The sequence below is a fragment of the Candidatus Microthrix parvicella Bio17-1 genome (assembly GCF_000299415.1).
GTDB classification, from domain to species: Bacteria; Actinomycetota; Acidimicrobiia; order Acidimicrobiales; family Microtrichaceae; genus Microthrix; species Microthrix parvicella.
In genome coordinates this window covers 609,036-627,829 of the sequence record NZ_AMPG01000002.1, presented here as the reverse complement: position 1 = coordinate 627,829, position 18,794 = coordinate 609,036, and the positions used below count along the sequence as shown (strand labels likewise).

General features: G+C 65.5%; 25 protein-coding genes. 16 read left to right on the top strand and 9 right to left on the bottom strand.

The window, feature by feature from the left end; translation table 11 throughout:
- Positions 1-25: 25 nt before the first annotated feature.
- Positions 26-364 (bottom strand): hypothetical protein, encoded by a 339-nt coding sequence (locus MPARV_RS0111065; protein WP_031278282.1) that lies wholly within the window; start codon positions 362-364, stop codon positions 26-28.
- A 661-nt stretch (positions 365-1,025) separates the two neighbouring features.
- Here MPARV_RS0111065 and MPARV_RS0111060 point away from each other — a divergent pair.
- The 6 genes from MPARV_RS0111060 (at position 1,026) to MPARV_RS0111035 (ending at position 3,012) form a co-directional block, all read left to right on the top strand.
- Entirely contained in the window at positions 1,026-1,355 is a 330-nt protein-coding gene (locus MPARV_RS0111060) for a hypothetical protein (RefSeq protein ID WP_031278280.1), read from the top strand.
- A gap of 11 nt (positions 1,356-1,366) precedes the next feature.
- Positions 1,367-1,699, top strand: a complete 333-nt coding sequence (locus MPARV_RS0111055) for a 3'-5' exonuclease (protein WP_274517211.1) — start codon at positions 1,367-1,369, stop codon at positions 1,697-1,699.
- On the top strand, positions 1,687-1,932 hold the full coding sequence (locus MPARV_RS0111050; protein ID WP_031278276.1) for a hypothetical protein: 246 nt from the start codon (positions 1,687-1,689) through the stop codon (positions 1,930-1,932). The genes MPARV_RS0111055 and MPARV_RS0111050 overlap by 13 nt, the downstream gene beginning before the upstream one ends.
- Positions 1,923-2,339 carry a type II toxin-antitoxin system VapC family toxin gene (locus tag MPARV_RS0111045; RefSeq protein ID WP_020378282.1) on the top strand — a complete coding sequence of 139 codons (417 nt, stop codon included), beginning with the start codon at positions 1,923-1,925 and terminating at the stop codon, positions 2,337-2,339. The genes MPARV_RS0111050 and MPARV_RS0111045 overlap by 10 nt, the downstream gene beginning before the upstream one ends.
- A 158-nt stretch (positions 2,340-2,497) precedes the next feature.
- Positions 2,498-2,749: a type II toxin-antitoxin system Phd/YefM family antitoxin gene (locus tag MPARV_RS0111040; RefSeq protein ID WP_031278273.1), complete on the top strand. Its 252-nt coding sequence runs from the start codon at positions 2,498-2,500 to the stop codon at positions 2,747-2,749.
- Positions 2,746-3,012: a type II toxin-antitoxin system RelE family toxin gene (locus MPARV_RS0111035; RefSeq protein WP_020378281.1), complete on the top strand. Its 267-nt coding sequence runs from the start codon at positions 2,746-2,748 to the stop codon at positions 3,010-3,012. The genes MPARV_RS0111040 and MPARV_RS0111035 overlap by 4 nt, the downstream gene beginning before the upstream one ends.
- A gap of 366 nt (positions 3,013-3,378) precedes the next feature.
- Here MPARV_RS0111035 and MPARV_RS0111030 read toward each other — a convergent pair whose 3' ends face one another.
- Genes MPARV_RS0111030 through MPARV_RS0111020 form a run of 3 tightly spaced genes read right to left on the bottom strand, consistent with a single transcriptional unit; the run spans position 3,379 to position 4,018 of the window.
- Positions 3,379-3,564 (bottom strand): type II toxin-antitoxin system VapC family toxin, encoded by a 186-nt coding sequence (locus tag MPARV_RS0111030; RefSeq protein WP_020378280.1) that lies wholly within the window; start codon positions 3,562-3,564, stop codon positions 3,379-3,381.
- On the bottom strand, positions 3,561-3,773 hold the full coding sequence (locus tag MPARV_RS26065) for a type II toxin-antitoxin system VapC family toxin (protein WP_020378279.1): 213 nt from the start codon (positions 3,771-3,773) through the stop codon (positions 3,561-3,563). Before MPARV_RS26065 ends, MPARV_RS0111030 begins: the two co-directional genes overlap by 4 nt.
- The gene (locus tag MPARV_RS0111020; RefSeq protein WP_020378278.1) at positions 3,773-4,018 is read right to left on the bottom strand and encodes a type II toxin-antitoxin system VapB family antitoxin; all 246 of its coding nucleotides are present in this window, start codon (positions 4,016-4,018) and stop codon (positions 3,773-3,775) included. Before MPARV_RS0111020 ends, MPARV_RS26065 begins: the two co-directional genes overlap by 1 nt.
- A gap of 269 nt (positions 4,019-4,287) precedes the next feature.
- On the opposite strand from MPARV_RS0111020, the gene MPARV_RS26060 reads away from it, so the two are divergent.
- From MPARV_RS26060 to MPARV_RS0111000, 3 genes are all read left to right on the top strand, one after another.
- Positions 4,288-4,509, top strand: coding sequence for a helix-turn-helix domain-containing protein (locus tag MPARV_RS26060; RefSeq protein WP_020378277.1), 222 nt, complete (start codon positions 4,288-4,290; stop codon positions 4,507-4,509).
- Positions 4,510-4,825: 316 nt separating this feature from the next.
- Positions 4,826-6,079 carry a hypothetical protein gene (locus MPARV_RS0111005; RefSeq protein WP_031278267.1) on the top strand — a complete coding sequence of 418 codons (1,254 nt, stop codon included), beginning with the start codon at positions 4,826-4,828 and terminating at the stop codon, positions 6,077-6,079.
- Between the two features lie 38 nt (positions 6,080-6,117).
- Positions 6,118-6,348: a hypothetical protein gene (locus MPARV_RS0111000; protein WP_020378275.1), complete on the top strand. Its 231-nt coding sequence runs from the start codon at positions 6,118-6,120 to the stop codon at positions 6,346-6,348.
- 41 nt (positions 6,349-6,389) lie between these two features.
- On the opposite strand, the gene MPARV_RS0110995 is transcribed toward MPARV_RS0111000, so the two are convergent.
- Positions 6,390-6,623 (bottom strand): hypothetical protein, encoded by a 234-nt coding sequence (locus tag MPARV_RS0110995; RefSeq protein WP_012222833.1) that lies wholly within the window; start codon positions 6,621-6,623, stop codon positions 6,390-6,392.
- Entirely contained in the window at positions 6,620-6,877 is a 258-nt protein-coding gene (locus MPARV_RS0110990) for a hypothetical protein (protein WP_012222834.1), read from the bottom strand. Before MPARV_RS0110990 ends, MPARV_RS0110995 begins: the two co-directional genes overlap by 4 nt.
- A gap of 214 nt (positions 6,878-7,091) precedes the next feature.
- Between MPARV_RS0110990 and MPARV_RS0110985 the strand changes: the two genes are divergently transcribed.
- The 5 genes from MPARV_RS0110985 to MPARV_RS0110960 all read left to right on the top strand — a co-directional run bounded on the left by MPARV_RS0110985 (position 7,092) and on the right by MPARV_RS0110960 (position 12,167).
- Positions 7,092-7,313, top strand: a complete 222-nt coding sequence (locus MPARV_RS0110985) for a type II toxin-antitoxin system VapB family antitoxin (RefSeq protein WP_020378273.1) — start codon at positions 7,092-7,094, stop codon at positions 7,311-7,313.
- A complete protein-coding gene (gene vapC / locus MPARV_RS0110980; protein WP_031278264.1) occupies positions 7,300-7,710 on the top strand; it encodes a type II toxin-antitoxin system VapC family toxin in 411 nt (136 codons plus the stop codon). The genes MPARV_RS0110985 and vapC overlap by 14 nt, the downstream gene beginning before the upstream one ends.
- 63 nt (positions 7,711-7,773) lie before the next feature.
- Positions 7,774-11,205, top strand: a complete 3,432-nt coding sequence (locus MPARV_RS0110975) for a TM0106 family RecB-like putative nuclease (protein ID WP_020378271.1) — start codon at positions 7,774-7,776, stop codon at positions 11,203-11,205.
- A gap of 287 nt (positions 11,206-11,492) precedes the next feature.
- Complete coding sequence (locus MPARV_RS21240) at positions 11,493-11,759, top strand: WXG100 family type VII secretion target (protein ID WP_012222843.1); 267 nt, start codon at positions 11,493-11,495, stop codon at positions 11,757-11,759.
- 132 nt (positions 11,760-11,891) lie between these two features.
- On the top strand, positions 11,892-12,167 hold the full coding sequence (locus MPARV_RS0110960; protein ID WP_012222845.1) for a hypothetical protein: 276 nt from the start codon (positions 11,892-11,894) through the stop codon (positions 12,165-12,167).
- A gap of 40 nt (positions 12,168-12,207) precedes the next feature.
- On the opposite strand, the gene MPARV_RS0110955 is transcribed toward MPARV_RS0110960, so the two are convergent.
- A complete protein-coding gene (locus MPARV_RS0110955; protein WP_020378269.1) occupies positions 12,208-13,986 on the bottom strand; it encodes an acetyl-CoA carboxylase biotin carboxylase subunit in 1,779 nt (592 codons plus the stop codon).
- Between the two features lie 59 nt (positions 13,987-14,045).
- On the opposite strand from MPARV_RS0110955, the gene MPARV_RS0110950 reads away from it, so the two are divergent.
- Positions 14,046-14,906 carry a biotin--[acetyl-CoA-carboxylase] ligase gene (locus MPARV_RS0110950; protein ID WP_020378268.1) on the top strand — a complete coding sequence of 287 codons (861 nt, stop codon included), beginning with the start codon at positions 14,046-14,048 and terminating at the stop codon, positions 14,904-14,906.
- A 51-nt stretch (positions 14,907-14,957) separates the two neighbouring features.
- On the opposite strand, the gene MPARV_RS0110945 is transcribed toward MPARV_RS0110950, so the two are convergent.
- Positions 14,958-15,830, bottom strand: coding sequence for an aminotransferase class IV (locus MPARV_RS0110945; RefSeq protein ID WP_020378267.1), 873 nt, complete (start codon positions 15,828-15,830; stop codon positions 14,958-14,960).
- Between the two features lie 36 nt (positions 15,831-15,866).
- Complete coding sequence (locus MPARV_RS0110940; protein ID WP_081582243.1) at positions 15,867-17,042, bottom strand: chorismate-binding protein; 1,176 nt, start codon at positions 17,040-17,042, stop codon at positions 15,867-15,869.
- Positions 17,043-17,198: 156 nt separating this feature from the next.
- On the opposite strand from MPARV_RS0110940, the gene MPARV_RS0110935 reads away from it, so the two are divergent.
- On the top strand, positions 17,199-18,788 hold the full coding sequence (locus MPARV_RS0110935) for an LCP family protein (protein ID WP_155852205.1): 1,590 nt from the start codon (positions 17,199-17,201) through the stop codon (positions 18,786-18,788).
- Positions 18,789-18,794: the final 6 nt, after the last annotated feature.

The window sequence follows — 18,794 nt, the reverse complement described above, 5'->3', positions numbered from 1 at the left end:
GGTGGTTCAAGTCAGCACGCAGCCGTTACTCGTCAACGGTGACGCCATCGCATTCTTCTGCGGTATCTATTGTGGTCCACTCGCCAGTCTCGCTGTGATCTAGGGGAATATACACCTGGCACCCAGCCATGAAAAACGTCCAGCCAACCGGCTCTTTACCGTTCATGTCATTCACCATTTCTTGAGCTGCTGCCTGGTCGTGCTCGTCCGCGGTCTCGACAGGATTGTAGTTGCCTTGGGCGGCGCAATATAGATATTCGTTGCCCTCAAACAGTGTTTCGTCGTTGGTGAGCCAACACACTGGGCCACCACCGAAGAAGTGCTCCGTCCTGCTGGCTATACCTTCGTCAACTTCGTATACCAAGCCGCAACATTCGACCGACACTTGGGGCCCACCCTCCCTTCCAGGGTTGTTCGGAGGTAGATCTACGTTGAGTGGTGTATCACCTTTATCCCAATCAATCGATACTCGAGCTTTCCCTGGAGGCGAACTTGAAATGTCAAGCGACCAGGAGTGGACTCCAGTCGGTGGCCACATGGGCGCCGAATAGGTCCAGCCTTCCTCGTCGGTGAATCCGACCGACACACCCGGCAAATCGGAACGCCCGGTGGCTTCAGGGGGATCGGATACGTCGGTCGCTTCTTCTGGCAGATCAGGACCTGTCGAACTTGTCGGCTCTGGAAGCGAGGTGGCGGTCGCTGTCGTTGGGGGCACTGTGGGACCGCCTGCACGCACGTCGCGAGTTGTTGTTGGCCCCCCATCGGACTCGGAGCCAAGCTCGACTCCTCCACCACATCCAACGGCAAGTGTGCAAGTCAAAATCAGTCTTGCCACCCACCGGCCCGTAGTGGGGTTTGGCCTCCATCGAGTCGTATTTCCCCTGCTGCAACGCGACGGCTGGTTTGACTGGCTGTCAATTGGCTGCGTCATGTTTGTTCAAACCCCCAATGCGGCGTGACAAAATGCTGATGGTAATGCCCGCTGGCATGGACAGGGAAAAGGCCGACGTTAATGTGCCCCGAACGTGGTGGTCGACGAGGCGCGGGGTCTGCACGGAACCACCCACGAGATCATGGCGCGGAGCCTGGCGATGCTGGGCACCCACGATGGAGTCACGGCCGACGACCTCGACGGCGGCAAGGATGAGCACACCTTCGCCGGCTATCACAGCCAGCGGTCGGGTCACGAGCGGGTGCTGGCCGGGTTCACCAGCCGCAAGCAGAAGCTCGATAAGCAGGTCGATCGGGTGCGCGGCTGGATCGACGAGGGGGTCGACCCGATGGTGATCGGGTTGCGGTCCGCACCAACAGACAGGTCGAAGCCGCCAAGGAGGCGCTGGACGCGGCCGGGCTGACCACCTGCCCGTTGCCCCAAAGAGATCTGCCCAACCAGCCGGGCGTGCGGCTGGGGACGATGCACCGCATGAAGGGCCTGGAGTACGAACGGGTGGCGATCAGCGACGCCGACGACGACAGCGTCCCGGCGGCGTGGGCGATGACCGATCGCGATGCCGACCCGGTGCAGCACGTCTCCGACCTGGAGCTGGAGAAGTACTTGTTGTACGTGGCGGCCACCCGCGCCCGCGCCGGGCTCTACATCACCTGGTCGGGCACCCCCAGCCGTTCCTCGGCTGAGCATTTCGAAGGGCATTGCCGAATGACCGCTCTCGGGTTACATTTAGTTTCATGGCAGAAGTAAAGAAGCGGCGCAAGGGAACCACCCGGGTGAGCTCCCAGCGGCAGGTGACGATCCCTACCGAGGCCTTTCGCTCTGCGGGCTTCGTCGTAGGTGAGCGACTCACGGCTCGATCCGATGGTCCCGGTCGGGTGACGTTCGAACGGGCCGACGATGTGCTGGCGCAGTTTGCCGGGGCGCTGACCGGTGTCTATGAGCCCGACGAACTCGACAAACTGCGTGACGAATGGGACTGACGCTCCTGGACGCCGGAGTCGTCATCGGTTACCTCAATTCTGCGGATGCCCGCCATGGACCTGCAACCGAGGCGCTTGGGGATGCCATCGCCGCGAATCAGTCGTTGGCCATGCCTGCCTCGGTACTCGCCGAGGTCCTGGTTGGTCCATCGAGAAGCGGCATCGCGGCGGTTGAGGTGGTGCGCACCATGATCGCCACGCTGCCGATCGCTGTGGTTCCACTCGGCGACGAGATTGCGGTGGCTGCTGCTGGTTTACGAGCGCGCCACCCTTCCCTCAAGCTGCCCGACGCGTTGGTGATCGCCACCGCGGAGGAGGAGGAGGGCGCTGACAAGCTCCTGACGACTGATCGACGCTGGCCGTCCGCCCGTCATCTCGGTATCTCAACGAAACTTCAGGTGATGTAGGCCAAGCCGGGACGCCCGGTATGGACGGGTAGGACCCACAGTGGCAGTACGTGGCGGCCACCCGGGCACGCGACGGGCTCTACATCACCTGGTCGGACACACCGAGCCGTTTCCTCGCCTGACGTTGACCAGAGGGCGTCAACATGTACGATTCGTACATGTTTGAAGTGGCAGTGAGCGAGGCACGAAACCGCTTGGCCGAAGTCATTGAAGAATCGACGCGGTCGGGTGAGCCGGTGTCGGTCACCAGACGGGGCCGCCGTGTGGCGGTCATCATCGATCCGGATTCCTACGATGAGCTCGTCGACGCGGCCGAGGATGCGCTCGACCGCCACGAACTTGAGTTGGCTCGGGCCGAGAACGACTTCATTCCGTGGGCGGAAGTCAAAGCCGACCTTGGGTTGGAGTGAGCACGTACGACGTCCAGGTTTCTCGCTGGGCCGCAAAGGCCATCGGGCGGCTTCCCCGCAAGGAGCAGCGTCGGGTGCAGGCGGCGATTGAGCTCCTTGCCGGTGAGCCCCGACCGCCGGGGTGCGTCGCGATGTCCGGGGAGGCGTCGGTCTACCGGGTGCGGGTTGGAAGCTACCGAATCGTCTATGAAGTCGTCGACAGGCGGCTGGTGGTGCTGGTCGTGCGCGTTGGACACCGTCGCGACGTCTACCGGCCGCGTTGAAGTCGAAGCCGACGACTGGTCCCCGCGCATCGTCTCGACACGGCGACGCCGGTCAGTGCCCTAAGCGGTCGATCGCCCCTTCGAGGCGGGCGACGGCGGCGTCGAGAAGCGCCTGACCTCTCGTTCATCGCTGACGATCGCTGCGTTTTCGAATGCGGCGCCCAAGGTTGTGGTGTTCACAACCCGCCGAGGGTATCGCCCGATGCCGCTCCCGGCCCTGGCCATCTTCTCCGCCGAGCATCCCGGCCGACGCCTTCCGATCTGTGAGGTTTGAGGTGGGAGACAACCTCAACAAGCTGCGTGACGGGTGGGACTGACCCGCCTCGGTTTAAAGGCCGCACGAAGGCGGCATGCACCAACGGCGGCTCAGGCGTCGAGTGCCGAGGCCACGTCGGTCAACGCGAAGTCGCTGCCGACGTAGAGCAAGGACTCGTTGCTGGATGTGGCCAGTGCATACGAAAAGCAATCCCCAAAGTTCAGGGCAGCAGGGTGACGACCCTTGCCGAACCTGCGCCAACCATCAAGAGCCATGCGAGCGAGGTCGGGGGTCACGCCCTCGATGCCGATGTCGAAGGTCCTGATGATCTGCTCGACAAGGAGGCCCCCCTCGGCCCCGCACGAGCCTCCGCCACCACCATCAGTTCGACGTAGGTGGTAGCGGGAATTTTCGGTTTTACCTCGGAAGCCAGGAGCTCATCGATCTGTTCCGCGTGCGTTTCGCCCAGGAGCAGTGCAATGACGGCGGACGTATCCACGACCATCAGGTTGGAAGACCGTCGTCGTCGTATCCGAGGATCTCGTCTTCCGTTCGAGCATCGAGCGTTGCCAACCGTTGGAACCGGTGTGCGAGGTCGAGCGCACTTCTGCGTGGCTGACGCACCCGGCGTTCACGATCGAGGCGCGCAGCGATGGCTTTGGTGACCGCCTCGGCAATCGATCCGCCCGTGAGGTCGGCGAGTTCCCGTGCCTGCTGATCTGCCTCGTCGAACTTGATGCTCAACGCCATAATGGAATTTTATATGGACTCCGACCTTTCCGCCATGGAGCACCGAGTCTGCTGCTCGGCGACGACGAATCAGGAGTATGGAACCGATGGTACGACTTCGCGATCCCCAGAGCAGACGACCTTTTCGATGAACACCTCGCATCGCTGACTGAAGGAGAAGATTCCTGATGGCCAAAAATTTCAACAACCTCGTTCAGCCCATCCTTGATGACCCTGTTCGCGCCGCTCGCGTTGAGTAGTTCGTCGACGAGGCACTCCAGGACGTCATCGTGTATCAGTTCTCGGAACTTCGGCGGGAGCTGGGAATCGATCAGGCGGAACTCGCAGAACGGCTCGGGATGACTCAGGCGGGCATTTCCAAACTGGAGCGTTCGTCCGATCCAAAGTTGTCCACTCTTCGAAAGCTCATCGAGGGGCTCGGGGGCACATTGACACTTCATGCCGAGATTGCCGGCAGGACCATCCGCTTGGCACACGGCTCAGCAGCCTGATGTCCGCGCCTTGTTCCTACTCTCCGGTCGGTAGCGCGCACACTGAGTGAGCGGCTTGCCGAGCCTGAGACGCTCCCAGCAATTGACTTCGTCAATGCGTAGCTCCACGCAGCACCGTCCTCACCCGACGACTGGTTGCCCGGCCGCAACGACGAATCGTTCATCCGGAGGAGCCTGTGCCGGCTGAAGATCTCAAGGACCGGCGTGCAAGGGACGATGGTGAGGGACAAGCGCCCACTTCGTCGGCCGCCACGGCGGTCATGGGTAGCCTTCCCTGAACTGGACGCAAACGCCCCAAATGCAGAGGGATGGCCGCATGGACAACGAGATCGAACTGCTCAGCGATGGGGAGGGACTGGCGGTCATCGGCGATGCGGCCGCTGTTGAACAGTTCCTGGCCTCTGAGGGACTGACCCCGACCGAGCGTAAGCAGCCCCGAGCTGGAGCGTTGCTCATGAAACTAGCGACAGCCGCGCAGGCGGGCGCCGCGGTCGGGTCGGTGGCGGCTAACTCGGGGCGCTGGGTGAAGCTGACCAAGGAGTCGGCGGACGCTGTGAACAAATACGGGCTGATGGCGAGCAAGACCCCAGGTGTCAGTCACGCGATGATCGGCCAACCGGGAAATGTGCAGTCGTGGATCCAGATTACGAAAGTCGGGTCTCTGGCCAACCCAGCAATGCTTCCGGTCGCTGCTGCGACCATGTCGCAATTCGCCATGCAACAGCAAATGGACGAGATACACGACTACCTCGTCATGATTGACGAGAAGCTCAACGAGGTGCTGCGGGCTCAGATGAACCAGGTCTTAGCGCAGATGGACGGGGTGGACCTGGCAGTCAAGGAGGCCATGAGCGTGCGGGAGGCCGTCGGTCGTGTCTCTGAAGTTACGTGGTCAAAGGTGCAAAGTTCGGCTCAGTCGATTCATGAAACGCAGGGATACGCTATCCGCCAGTTGGCAGATCTCGCGGACAAGATCGAGGGGAAGTCCCGGGTCGACGAGATAGTCAAAGTGGCTAGGCAGGCGGAGGCAGACGTGCCGAAGTGGCTCTCGGTCTTGGCGCGTTGCTTCCAACTGCATGATGCGATTGCGGTGCTCGAACTCGACCGTGTGCTGGACGCTGCACCGGACGAGCTCGACCGGCATCGCATCGGTCTGCAGGCTGCCCGAGGGGATCGTGTGAACCTCTTCGTGGAGAGCGCCGAACGGCTGCTTGTTCGCATGGAGGCTGCAGCCAACACGGCCAACTCGAAGGTGTTGCTTAACCCGATCCAGTCGCCGGCCGTCATCAAGGCGAGCAACAGCGTTGTCGAAGGCGTCGGCGAATTCCACGGGTTGCTTGAGGTCGAGGCGTCCCTCCAATCGGCCGAGGCCAGACAGTGGAAGCACGCTGCCTCCGAGACCTGGGACACGACCTTTGAGCGAGGGGCTGCTGGCATCGGCACGGTGAAGACCTTCGGCGGGGACACCTTCAGCCATGCCAAGTCGGCAACGGGCAAGCTCTCCGGGAAGCTCTCTGGCCGGAAGCTGCGCAGGCGCGGAAGCGGTGACCAGGAAGAAGATGGGGCCTGACCCCAGCTACTTTGGCTGTACGAAGGAGGCGACTCTCTATGGCGAAGAACTTCGATGAACTCGCACAACCCATCATCGATGACCCAGTGCGTGCAGTCCGTGTCGAGCGGTTCGTCATCGAGGCCCTTGAGCAGGTCGTCACCCTTGAGGGCTCGGAGCAGGACGAGGCGGCAGAGGACTTGGTAGATCAACGCGAACTCGAGCTGGCCCGAGCCGAGAACGAGTTCCTCGCCTGGGAGGAAGTCAAAGCTGACCTCGGCCTGGCCTGAAGCTCCCACCCCGTCCAGAGTGACGGGCTCGCCGGTTAGAGCTACTTCCCAGCGTAGGTGGTGAACTCTGAGAGCGGGCGGGTGGCGTAGTCGTCAGCTTCTGCTTCGATCGCTGCGATGGTGGCGTGTCTGCCGTCGAGGATGTCGGGCTCGCCGGTGGGCTTGTAGAGGTAGCCGTCAGCATCGGCCAGGTAATCGCCGTATGGGTACAGCGGGGTGTCGGGCGTCGGCCTCGGCGCATTCTTCCGGGTCGGTTCGGTCGTGGTGGTGCTCATAGGAAATCGGCCTGTGTGCTCGGCCTCAGCTTCATAGAGTGGATAACTCGGTGTTCAGTATCGGACGGTACGTAGACAATTTCCAGTAGCTGTCCGGTCTGGGTCGCTCCGATGACGAGCACCCGCTCGTCGGGGCGCTCGGGTGGCTCGGCGTCGAGCGGCCAAATTCTAATCGGATGGCTGAGCGCGTGGAGCGTGTCGTCCGCCCTGATGCCGTGGTGAAGAGTGGAGCTCTCCAACCTGTAGGTGCCCATGCAGGCATCGTGAACAGAAGCGCAGTTTTGTCGACGGGTAGCGCACCCCGGTATGGGGTCCCAGCCATCGTCGACTCGGAGTGGTACGCCGCACTGGTTGACGCGGCCGATGAGGCGTTGGACCGTTGCGTACTGAAAGTGCCTCGATCCGAGGAGGGCTTCATCCGGTGCGTGGTCGTGCACGTTCTCTACACGTGAGGTGTAGCTTAGGTGTATGGCTCGAACTCGAACCAACATCGAAATTGACGACACCTACGTTCGGGTGATCATGGACCGCTTCTCCGTGCATACCAAGACTGAGGCGGTGGACCTGGCGCTCCGCCATCTTGCCGGTCAGCCGATGTCCCGTGAGGAAGCGCTGGCGATGAGGGGCGCCCAGGCCCTCGATGCGCCGCCAGCCGATGCGGTCCGGCCGACGCAGCGTGATCCTCGCTGACACGTCGGCATGGGTCGAGTTTGATAGAGCCACGGGTGGTGAGGTCGACCGCCGACTGACCGAGATCATCACCACCAGCGAGCCCCTCGGCGTTACTCAGCCGGTGATCATGGAGCTGACTGCTCGCGCGCGAAATGACGAACGCGAGCAGGACATCCGGCGGCTCTTGGGGCGCTTTGATCTGCTCAACTTCGATGCCGTCATCGACTTCGATGCCGCCGCCCGTATCTACCGGACGTGTCGACGAGCCGGAGTTACTCCACGAGGGATGGTCGACTGCACGATTGCCGCCATCGCTCTGCGATATGGGGCCACCTTGCTGGCCCAGGATGGTGACCTCACCCGCGTTGCCGCCGTGATGGGAATCCCGTTGGACGCGGCCTCTACCCGGGGTTGAGCAGCTCTCAAGCCTTGGGGTCAGCAGGGTGTTGGTCCGCCCCAGCCGGGTCATGATGTTCGGGTGACCGCTCGGCTGCTGACCCCGTCCAAGATCACCGCATGGCTGAGCTGCGAGCACGCGCTGACCTTGCAGCATCGGCTGGAGGCAGGGTCGCTGGCACCGGTTGCTCAGCCCTTCGGCTCGTTCGCCCGGCTGCTGGCCAACAAGGGATTGGAGCACGAGGCTGCGTGCCTGGCTGCCTATCGGGCGCAGGGTTTGTCGGTGCTTGAGATCGCACCCCGGCAACCAACCGAAAGCTTCGCCGACTGGGTGGAGCGCATCGGCGATCCGTTTGCCGAGGGCCACGACGTGATCTACCAACTGCCCTTCGCACACGACGGGGTGCGCGGCGTGGCCGACTTTGTGATGCGGGTGGTCGACGAGGAGGCCGGGCAGGTGAGCTACGAGCCGGTCGACGCCAAGCTGGCTCGCTCGGAAGCGAAACCCGGTCACGTGTTGCAGCTGTGCTTCTACGCCGAGGCGATCGAGGCGCTTACCGGCACGCTGCCTGCACAGATGCACCTGTGGCTGGGGTCGGGCGAGTTCGAGACGATCCGGACGAACGACGTGATGCCGTACTGGCGCCACCTGCGATCCGGCTCCAACTCGCTGATGAGCGAAGCTGAGACCACGCCGATTCCTTGTGATCACTGCGAGATCTGCGACTTCGCTTCAGTGTGCGAGGACCGCTGGCGGGCGGAGGATGCGGTGCACCTGGTGGCCGGCGTGCGGACCGTCGACCTGGCGCCGTTGGAAGCGGCCGGCATCGAGACGGTGGAGGCCCTGGCCGAAGTTTCCCCTGGTTCGGAGCTGGAGGGCGTCGATCCGGATCGACTGTTGCGGATGGCCAGCCAGGCCGAGCTGCAACGGGCGGCTCGAACTGGGCCGGGGGAGGCGCCGCCCCCGTTTCGGTTGATCGAGCCGCCGGACGGCCTACCCGGGTCGCTGGGTTACGAACAACTGCCTGAGCCCGACGACGGCGACGTGTTTCTCGACTTCGAGGGCCACCCGTTCTGGCGACCCTCGGGCGGACTGTTCTTCCTGTTTGGCTGGCTTTGCCGCGACGATGCGGGAGACGGAGCCGGGGGCGCCTGGACCTACCACGCCCGCTGGGCCCACGACCTGGACGAGGAAGGTGAGCAGGTTGGCGAGCTGATCGAGTACCTGGCCGAGCGACGGAGGCGGCGGCCGGGCATGCACGTGTACCACTACAACCACACCGAGCGGTCCACCCTGGAACGCCTCGCCCGTCAGCACGGGGTAGGTGAGCTGCTGCTGGACGAACTGGTGGGCACCGGTGCGTTCGTCGACCTGCTGGCCGTCATCCGCGACGGCATGCAGGTGGGCGTTGAGTCGTACGGGCTGAAACACCTTGAGGTGCTGGCGGGCTACCAGCGGGGCGAGGACATCGGGCAGGGCGCTGGGGCCGTGGTGGCCTACGAGGAGTTCATGGCCGATGGTGACCAGGCCTCGCTCGACCGGATCGCCGACTACAACGCCGACGATGTGCGGGCGACCCGGGCGCTGGGGGACTGGCTGGTGGAGCAGCGAGATGACGCTCACGACTGGCGAGACGCCGAGCTGACCCCGGACGAGCTGCCTGAGGAGCTCGAGGCCCGGGTGGCGGCGCTGAAGGCGTTCGGCCCGGACACCGATGAGCACCTGCTCGCCGACGTACTCGGCTATTGGCAGCGGGAGTGGAGCGCTCACAAGGTGCAGCGGATGTCTCGCCTGACCGGTTCGGTAAACTCGGTGCTTGAGGATCCGCTCGTGATCGGGTCGATGGTCTGGGAGGCCGAGATCCCAAGGGTTCACAAAGGGCATGGTGGGGCCATTGACCCGGCCATGCGGTTTTCGTTTCCCGACCAGGAGATCCATCCGTCGATCAATTCACGAGGTCGCTTCATGTTCGAGGCGCCCGACGGGCAGACCGGCTACGCCGGCGTGGACTCGCTTGGCAGCGGCGTCATCGACCTGGCATGGAATGAGCGCTGCCAGGAACTGGGCGTGCTGCCGGAAGCGATCGTGTTCAACGACTGGGTGGCGCGCAAGCCAAAACCGGAAGCGCTTGACGACTTCGCCGCCCGGCTGATCGGCCCGGACACGGCCGGAGCGCCCAACCCGGTGTCGTTGGCGCTGCTGCGGAGGGAGCTGCCCCGGTTCGTGGACGGCGAGGGCCCCGCCGATGGGACGTTCACCGGGGACCTCGACGAGATGCGCCGCTGGGCGCCGCATCTGGACAACAGCTACGTGGCGGTCCAGGGGCCGCCGGGCACCGGCAAGACCTACAGCGGTGCGCATCTGATCGCGGAGCTGATCCGCTCGGGGCAGCGGGTTGGCGTCACGGCGTTCTCTCACAGCGCTATCGACAACCTCCTGAGCGCCGTGGTGGCAGTGTGCCGGGAGCACGGCGACCCGGAGCTGCTGAGAGCCGTTCGACGCGGGCCCGAGCCACGATCTGGGGGTCTGACGGGCGTGACGTACTCGGGCGGCAACAAGGCGTGTGCCAACGCCAAGTACAACCTGGTGGCCGGAACCACCTGGCTGTTCGCCGGGAAGGATCTACGCAACGCACCGGTGGACACGCTGATCGTCGACGAGGCCGGCCAGCTGTCGCTTGCCGACGCGCTGGCTGCATCCGGTTCGGCCACCAACCTGATCCTGCTGGGCGATCCCTTGCAGCTGCCGCAGGTGGCTCAGGCCTCCCACCCCGGCGGCAGCGGGGCGAGCGTGCTGGAGCACGTCCTGGGTGACGAGGCGACCATGCCCGCCGAGCGGGGCGTGTTTCTGGACATGACCCGTCGCATGCATCCGGACGTGTGCCGGTTCATCTCCGAGCGGGTCTACGACGGCCGGTTGGTGAGCCACGAGACCTGCGCGCAGCAGACGACGGAGTTCGGCACCGGGCTGCGATGGTTGCCGGTGCGTCACGACGGCTGCTCCACCGAATCGGTCGAGGAGGCCGAGGTCGTCGCCCGCGAGGTCGACCGGATGCTGGGAACGGTCTGGACGAATCAGCATGGCGAAACCCGGCCGTTGGAGGCTGCGGACATCATGGTGGTGGCCCCCTACAACGACCAGGTCAACCTCATCGGTCGGACGCTCTTCGATCGTGGACTTGGAGACGTCCCCGTGGGAACCGTCGACAGGTTTCAGGGCCAGGAGGCGGCGGTGGTTTTCTACACGATGACCGCGTCGAGCGCCGCTGCTGCGCCTCGAGGTGTGGGCTTTCTGTTCTCGCAGAACCGGCTGAACGTGGCGATCAGCAGGGCTCGTTGCCTGGCCTTCCTCGTCAGCACGCCGAACCTGTTCAACGTCAAGGCAGGAAGCGTGTCGACCATGCGTCTGGTGGCCAACCTCTGCGCGTTTCGTGTCGAGGCCAACGTTGCAATCAGTCCAGCTGGAGTGCGAGCAGCAGGGCGTGATCAATCGCCGTCTGTTCGTCATGGCTGACCCGTCCGATCAGGGCTCCCAACCGCTCCGGCGCCACCGCAGCGGTTTGTTCGATCAATACATCGATCCCCCGGCTGTTCATGCCCCCGGGCTCCGGGAGTGGAGCGCAGCCGGTGGATGTCACCACGCACGGAGGTCGTCCATGTCGACTCGGACATGGTGGCTCTCTGCCAGATCGTCTTCATCCTGCGACAACGCCAACGACTCGTCCACGGGTCGCGATGCCCGATGACAGGCCGGTCGGATCCTCTTACGGTGAGGCAACACTCAACGAAGGGAGAGCGGACATGGCCTTCATGGGCATGAACCCGGCACAGATGAGGACGTTCGAGACGAGCCTCGATGCCGAAGCGAAGCGGGTGCGAGCGGTGATCTCGGACCTGGACGGTCGCGTGGCCAAGGTGGACTGGCGCGGGCCGGACGCCAACAAGTTCAAGTCGTCGACCTGGCCCTCGGCCCGCAGCCAGCTGCAGAAGCTGGTGTCGGGATACGAGCAGCTGCGGGAGATGGCCAAGACCCAGCGGGTGCAACAGGAGCGCACGTCGGCCGGCTGACGCGGCGTCGCGTCGACCGAGAACCGGTCGAACTGCGGTGAGATCCGACCAACCCGACAAGCAGCATCACAACAGCCAGCAACACGACAGTCAACCAACACGACAGGCAACCAACACGACAGGAGCAAGAACATGGCGGACAGCGAACTGGGTGGGGACCCGGTACAGATGAACGACCTGGCCGGTTACCTGGCCAAGAAGGCGGCCGAGATCGACGGCAACGTCAACGATCTTCGGGCAAAGAGCCGAGCGGTGATGTGGGTCGGCAAGGACGCCGACACCTATCGCAGCGCCCAGATCGACGGGCAACTGCGCAAGTCATCGGAGGCGGCCACGGCCAGCCTGCGCTCGGGCGAGAAGATGCTCACCGAGCAGGCCCGTGGACAGGAGCAGGCCTCGGCCAGCTAGCACTCGAAGGTTGAACCCCGGTGTAGCGGGCTGGGTTTGGCTACTCGCCCGGGGTGATGACGATGACGACGTCACCGTTGGACACCGAGGCGCCGGCCTCCACCTTGACCTCGGCCACGGTGCCGTCGACACCGGCGGCGATGTTGTTTTCCATCTTCATCGCCTCGAGCACGCACACGGTGTCGGTTGCGGCGACCTCCTGGCCGACCTCCACCAGCACCTTGACGATGGTGCCCTGCATGGGCACTGCCACGGCTCCCGTCCCGGCCGCTGCTGCGCCGCCGCCCCCTCCGGAGCGGCGCGGACGCGGTCGGGGCGCGGCCCCGCCACCGCCGGATGCGGCCAACTCCGACTCGGGAATGAACATCTTGACGGCGAAACGCTTGCCGTTGACCTCCACCTCAACGCTTCGCTCCACCTTGGGCTCGGCGTCGTCGGTCTCAGCGCCGGGCGCCGGGGCGCCACCGGTGACTCCGGTGAGGTCGAGCACTTCCTCCACCCACTTGGTGGAGTGCTCCAGAGCGGCAAAGTCGGGGTGGCGGAGGATGGCCAGGTCGGCCGGGATCGTGGTGGCCACGCCCTCGATTGTGGTCTCCTCCAACGCCCGGATCATGCGGGCGATCGCCCGGTCGCGGTTGCGGCCCCACACGCAGAGCTTGCCGGTGAGGTTGTCGTAGTACTGGCTGACCTCGTCGCCGGTCTCGTAGCCGCCATCCCAGCGCACCCCAATGCCGGACGCGACGTCCAGCTTGGTGAGCGTGCCGGGACTCGGCAGGAAGGCACCCTCGGCCGGATCCTCGGCGTTGATGCGGCACTCGATGGCGTGGCCGCTGACGGTCACGTCGTCCTGGGTGAACGGCAGTTCCTCGCCGGAAGCGACCCGAATCTGCAGCTCCACCAGGTCGACCCCGGTGATCAGCTCGGTTACCGGGTGCTCCACCTGGAGACGGGTGTTCATCTCCAGATAGAAGAACTCGCCGTCCTGATAGAGAAACTCGACGGTTCCGGCGTTGGTGTAGTTGCAGCCCCTGGCCACCGCCACGGCCGCCTCGCCCATGGCGGCGATGACGCTGTCGGGGATGCCCGCTGCCGGCGCCTCCTCGATCAGCTTCTGGTGGCGGCGCTGGGCCGAGCAGTCCCGGGTGGCCAGGTACACGTGGTTGCCGTGCTGGTCGGAGATCGTTTGCACCTCGACGTGGCGCGGCTTGGTGAGGTAGCGCTCCATGTAGGCCTCGTCGCGGCCGAAGTAGGCCAGGGCCTCGCGCTGAGCCGACTCGAGCGCAGCCGCCGCCTCATCGGCCGACTTGACCACCTTCATGCCGCGCCCGCCACCGCCGTACGCCGCCTTGATAGCGATCGGGTAGCCGAACTCCTCGCCGAATGCGGTGACGTCGTCGGGGCCGGTGATCAGCTCGGTGGTGCCGGGGACGCCGTGGACGCCCTCCTTCTCGGCGGCGTGGCGGGCCGAGATCTTGTCGCCCATCACTTCGATCGCCTCAGGCGGCGGGCCGATGAAGGCCACGCCCGCCTCGGTGATGCGGCGGGCGAAGTCGGCGTTCTCGGAGAAGAAGCCGTAGCCGGGATGCACCGCCTCGGCGCCCGACTGCTCGATCACGTCGATCAGTTTGTCCGCGTTGATGTAGCTCTCGGCCGCGGTCTGCCCACCGAGGGCATAGGCCTCGTCGGCCAGGCGCACATGCAGTGCGTCCCGGTCCAACTCGGAGTAGACGGCGACTGAGGTAATGCCGAGTTCGCGGCAGGCTCGGATGACCCGCACTGCGATCTCGCCACGGTTGGCGATCAAGACCTTGGAAAACACGTGGCCTATCGTTGCCGGGTGCCCGGGTGTTGTGCCACTTTGTCGAGAAATGAGTCTGGGTGAGCGGCCCGGATGTTCCTGATCCGGCCGGATTTGGTGGGATCCGCTGGGTGGAGCGATGCGACTCCACCAACACCCTGGTGCGGGCGATGGTGGCCGACCTGCCCGCCACTGCGGCCCCCCGTGTGGTGGCGATTGCAGACGAACAGACCGCAGGCCGGGGACGTCTGGACCGTCGCTGGGAGGCACGGCCCGGCTCGGCGCTGATGCTGAGCGTGGCCCACGAGGCGCCTGGCCGGCCTGAACTGTTGAGCGCCCTTCCACTGGCAATGGGGCTGGCCGCGCTGGAAGCCATCGGCGAGGTGACGGGTGTGGAACCACGGCTGAAGTGGCCCAACGACGTGGTGGTAGATGCGCCCGGGCAGCGGTGGCTGAAGTTGGGCGGCATCCTGGGGGAGTCCTTCGACGATCCGCGAGGACCCGCCGCCGCCGCCAGCTCCGTCACCACCAGCTCCGTCACCACCAGCTCCGGCACCACCGGGCGGGTGGCGGTGCTGGGTATCGGCATCAACACCGGCTGGGAGTCGCCCCGCAGTGACCTGCCGGAGGCCACCTCGCTGAACCTGCTGATCGGCCGGACCGTCGACCGCCGAGCGCTCGCCCACGAGCTGCTCGTCCGATACCAGCGTTGGTGGCGGCGCCTGCTGGTGGGCGATGGCGCCGCATTCCAGGCTGCCCTTCACGAACGGTCGGCCACCTTGGGGCAACGGGTGCGCGTGGAGCTGCCCACCTCGGTGCTGGTCGGAACGGCCACGTCGATCACCGCAGGCGGCGCCCTGGTGGTGAACGACGACCAGGGCGTCCGCAACGAGGTGACCGTGGGCGATGTGGTGCATCTGCGCGCGGCTGAGGGTGGCTGACCGGGCAACCGGTAGCCGGACTGCACCCGAGGTCGTTGACGACCCGGACACTCAGGGCCCTGGCGGCGCTTGCGGGTCGGGGGTGGCCGCACGGAGTTGGGTCAGGTAGGCGTCGAGGAGTTGCCACACGGGGCCGTTGCGGCCGGGCTTGGGCCGTTGGTCCACCGAGTCCACCGGGATGACGCCCCGCACCGACGACGTGAGGATCAGCTCGTCGGCGTGGGTGGCGTCGTGGGGTGTCAGACGCTCGGCCTCCGCCACCAACCCGGCATCCAACAGCAGCTGCCTGGTGATGCCGGGCAGGCACCCGGTACTGAGGCTGGGCGTTTCCACCCGGCCGCCGGTGACGACGATGACGTTGGTGCTGGTGCCCTCGCAGAGGAGGTGATCCGAGGTGGGGTGGAGGGACTCGTTGGCCCCGTGGCGCCGGGCCCGGGCGAGCACCCCGCGGGTGTCGGCCGCACCGGCGATCGTCTTGTGACCCGCGCCGAAACGCCTGGAATCCCGTGGATGGACGCCGTTGGCCACCGACAAGGCCGGCGTTGGGACGCCGGGGTCCAGCTCGCTCAACGTGACGAACACGGTCGGGTTGGTGGCGGGTGCCAAGGGTGCGCCGGGCCCGGCGGTCACCGTGATGCGCAGGCGACCGTCGGCCACCCCGAGCTCGGTCGGCAGGGAGGCGACGCGCTCCCATGGCACCTCGGCGGCTTTGAGGCCCAGGTAGTCGAGCGAATCGGTCAGGCGGCGCCGGTGCCGCGAGATGGCGAAGGGCACCCCGCCGAACACCGCCATCGTGGTGTAGACCCCGTCGCCTGAGAGCACACCGCGATCATTGGCGGCCACCAGGGGCATGCCCGGGTCGGCCGGCTCGCCATCGATGAGCGTCCACGACCGGAGCTGAGGTGTAGGGGTGTGGTCGGCCATGCGTGTTTGTCTACCAATCATCGCACGGCTTTGCGGTCACCAGGTTTGAGGTGCGGTGTCGCCTCGGTGGAGCGGATGGCCGGTCTGGGCGAGGGGCGGCTGGGCCAACTCGATCAGGCGTGCGGCCTTCAGCTCGGTCTCGGCCCATTCGTCGGCAGCGTTCGAGTCCCAGGTGATGGCGCCGCCGGTGCCGAAGGTCCAGCGCCACGTTCTTGTCGCGTCGATTGTGGCGTTGGTCGCAGCGTCCGATGAGGCCCAGAAGGTTCGGATGCTGACCGCCAGGTCGGCCTCGCAGGCATCGGCATCCACCCACCCGAGCGTGCCGCAATAGGGGCCCCGTCCGGTCGGCTCAAGCTGGTCGATCGCCTTGAGAGCGGCAAGCTTGGGTGCACCGGTGACCGACCCCGGGGGGAAGGTGGCGTTCAGCAGCTCGCCCCAGGACGCATCGGGGCGAAGCCGCCCGATGACGGTGGTGACCAGGTGCACCAGCGATGGGTGGGCCTCCACCCGCAGCAGATCGGGTACCTCGACGGTGCCCGGCCGACACACCCGTCCCAGGTCGTTGCGCACCAGGTCGCAGATCATCACGTTCTCCGCCCGATCCTTGGCGGTCAGCAGGTCGGCACTTGCGGCAGTGCCCTTGATGGGTTCGGAGATCACCAGGTCACCTTCCCTTCGCAGGAACCGCTCCGGTGAAGCGCCGACCACCCAGACGCCCAGCGCGGGCAGGCACAGGGTGGCGCCGTGAGGTGCCTGGTGTGCCTGCGCCAGCCGTGAGGTGAGGGCAAGGGCGGATGTGCCGGGATGGTCCTGGCGGACCGGGCCCGCCAACCGGCGTGTGAGGTTGACCTGGTAAACGTCGCCGTCGGCGATGCGCTCACGGATGTCGGCGACCCGCAGGGCATGGGCCCGGCGGCCGAGGGACGTCACCCAGGCCACCGACGGGTCGGCTGCGGGGAAAGGAGGAGCATCGGGCGAAGGGGGAGAGATCGCAGGCGCGCTGTGCGGAAACCTTGCCCCCACCATTGGGCCTTGGGCGGGCAGGCACACCACCCAGGTGCCGGTTCCGTCGAGCACGGCGGGGTCGTCGCTCACCTCGGGTGTGCCCCAGTGCCAACGCCCCCCGGCCAGCGCCCACGGGCCCGAAGGATCCAAGCCGGGAGGCACCCACGTGGTGCCGACGAGAGCGTCGGTCACCTGAGAGGGCTCCATGGTTGGAGCGTAGGGGACGGGCCTTGCGGGGAGATCGGTCCGACTCTCCGGTATCGTTTCCCGGTGCCTCGAATACCTTGGAAGTCACACAAGAGACACAGGTCGCTGTCCCAGCTGGCCTTGATCGGGTTTAACGCCCTCTTGGCGGTGGCATGTTTGGCCGCTGCTGCCGGCCTGTTCTACACCCGGGTGTTGGTGCAACGTATCGACACCGTGTCGGTCAGCCAGGCCACCCGTGGCGAGACCCGGGATGCCAAGGATCCGATCAACTACCTGATCATCGGCACCGACAGCGCCGCCACCTTGGACAAGTCGGACCCGATCAACGCCGGCCGTGAGGACTACGGCGAACTGGCCGACGTGATCATGGTGCTGCGGGTGGACCCCGGAACCGGCCAGGCGTGGCTGCTTTCGATTCCTCGGGACACGCTGGTGCCGATCTCGCCCTCGGGCCGAGAGTCCAAGATCAACTCGGCGCTCAACGGGCCAGGTGGTGCATCGGACCTGATTCAGACCATCAAGCGCAACTTTGGCCTGTCGGTGGACCACTACGTGCAGATCGACTTCCGGGCCTTCAAGCAGATTGTGGAGGTGCTGGGTGGAATCCCGGCGTACTTCACCAACCCGGTACGAGACGCAAACACCGGCCTGATGGTGAAGGAAACCGGATGCCAGGTGCTGGGCCGGGATCAGGCACTGGCGTACGCCCGTGCAAGGCACCTGGAGTTTCAGGAGCCTGACGGAACTTGGCAAACCGACCCGCGCGGCGACCTGGGGCGGATTCCCCGGCAACAGCAGTTTGCGAAGGTGCTGATTCACAAGGCTTTGGGGAACGGCATCCGAAACCCGGGCAAGGCGTTGGGCGTTGCCAACTCGGTGATCGACGTTGTGAAGATCGACCAACAACTCTCGGTGCAGCAACTGGTGGATGTGGGTGCGCAGTTCCGCACCTTCAGCTCCGATCAGCTGAAGACCTATCCGCTGCCCAGCTACGACTACAACGTTGGCGCCGCCTATCAGAAGGTTGACTGGGACGAGGCCCGCAAGTATCTCCGCGTGTTTCAGGGCCTGGAGACCGGCAAGCCCACCGTGCCCCGGGACGTGATCGTGGACGTGATCGGTGATACCGAGGACAATGCGGGACCCGTGACGGCGGCGCTGGGCAAGCTCGAATTTGATGCATCGACCATCGTTGACAACACCAGCCGGGACGTGCCGCTGGTGTCCTACGGCCCACTGGGTGCGACCGGGGCCATGTTGATCGCCCGATCGATCGAGGGGCCCATCGAGCTGCGCTTCAACGAGCAGATGGAGGGTCAGCGGGTGCAGGTGGAACTGGGCGACCTGCGACCGACGGTTTCGGCCGAACTCCGGCCGGAGGATCAACTGGACGCCAACGTGCGCAACGAGTTGGTGGAACGGGGCGCCACCACGGAGTCGGGCGACAACCCGCCCAGCACCATCGGCGACCCCAACGCGACCGCTCCGGCAGCCGCCGAGGGAGCGCCCGCCGACACCACCGTGGATGAGGGCGCCCCGACGACCGACGAGGCCGGAGCCCCCACAGCGGGCGCGGAGCCCGACGACGGCACGGCGACCACCGAGGCAACCGACACCGGCGGCGAGGGGGCCACGACCACCACACAGTTCGGCGAGGCGTCGCCGCCGGAGCCCGGCCTGGTCGGGTCGGAGTCCAACGCGTTCATCCCGATCGACTACGAAAAGTCGCTCGGATGCCCCGGATAGGTGACG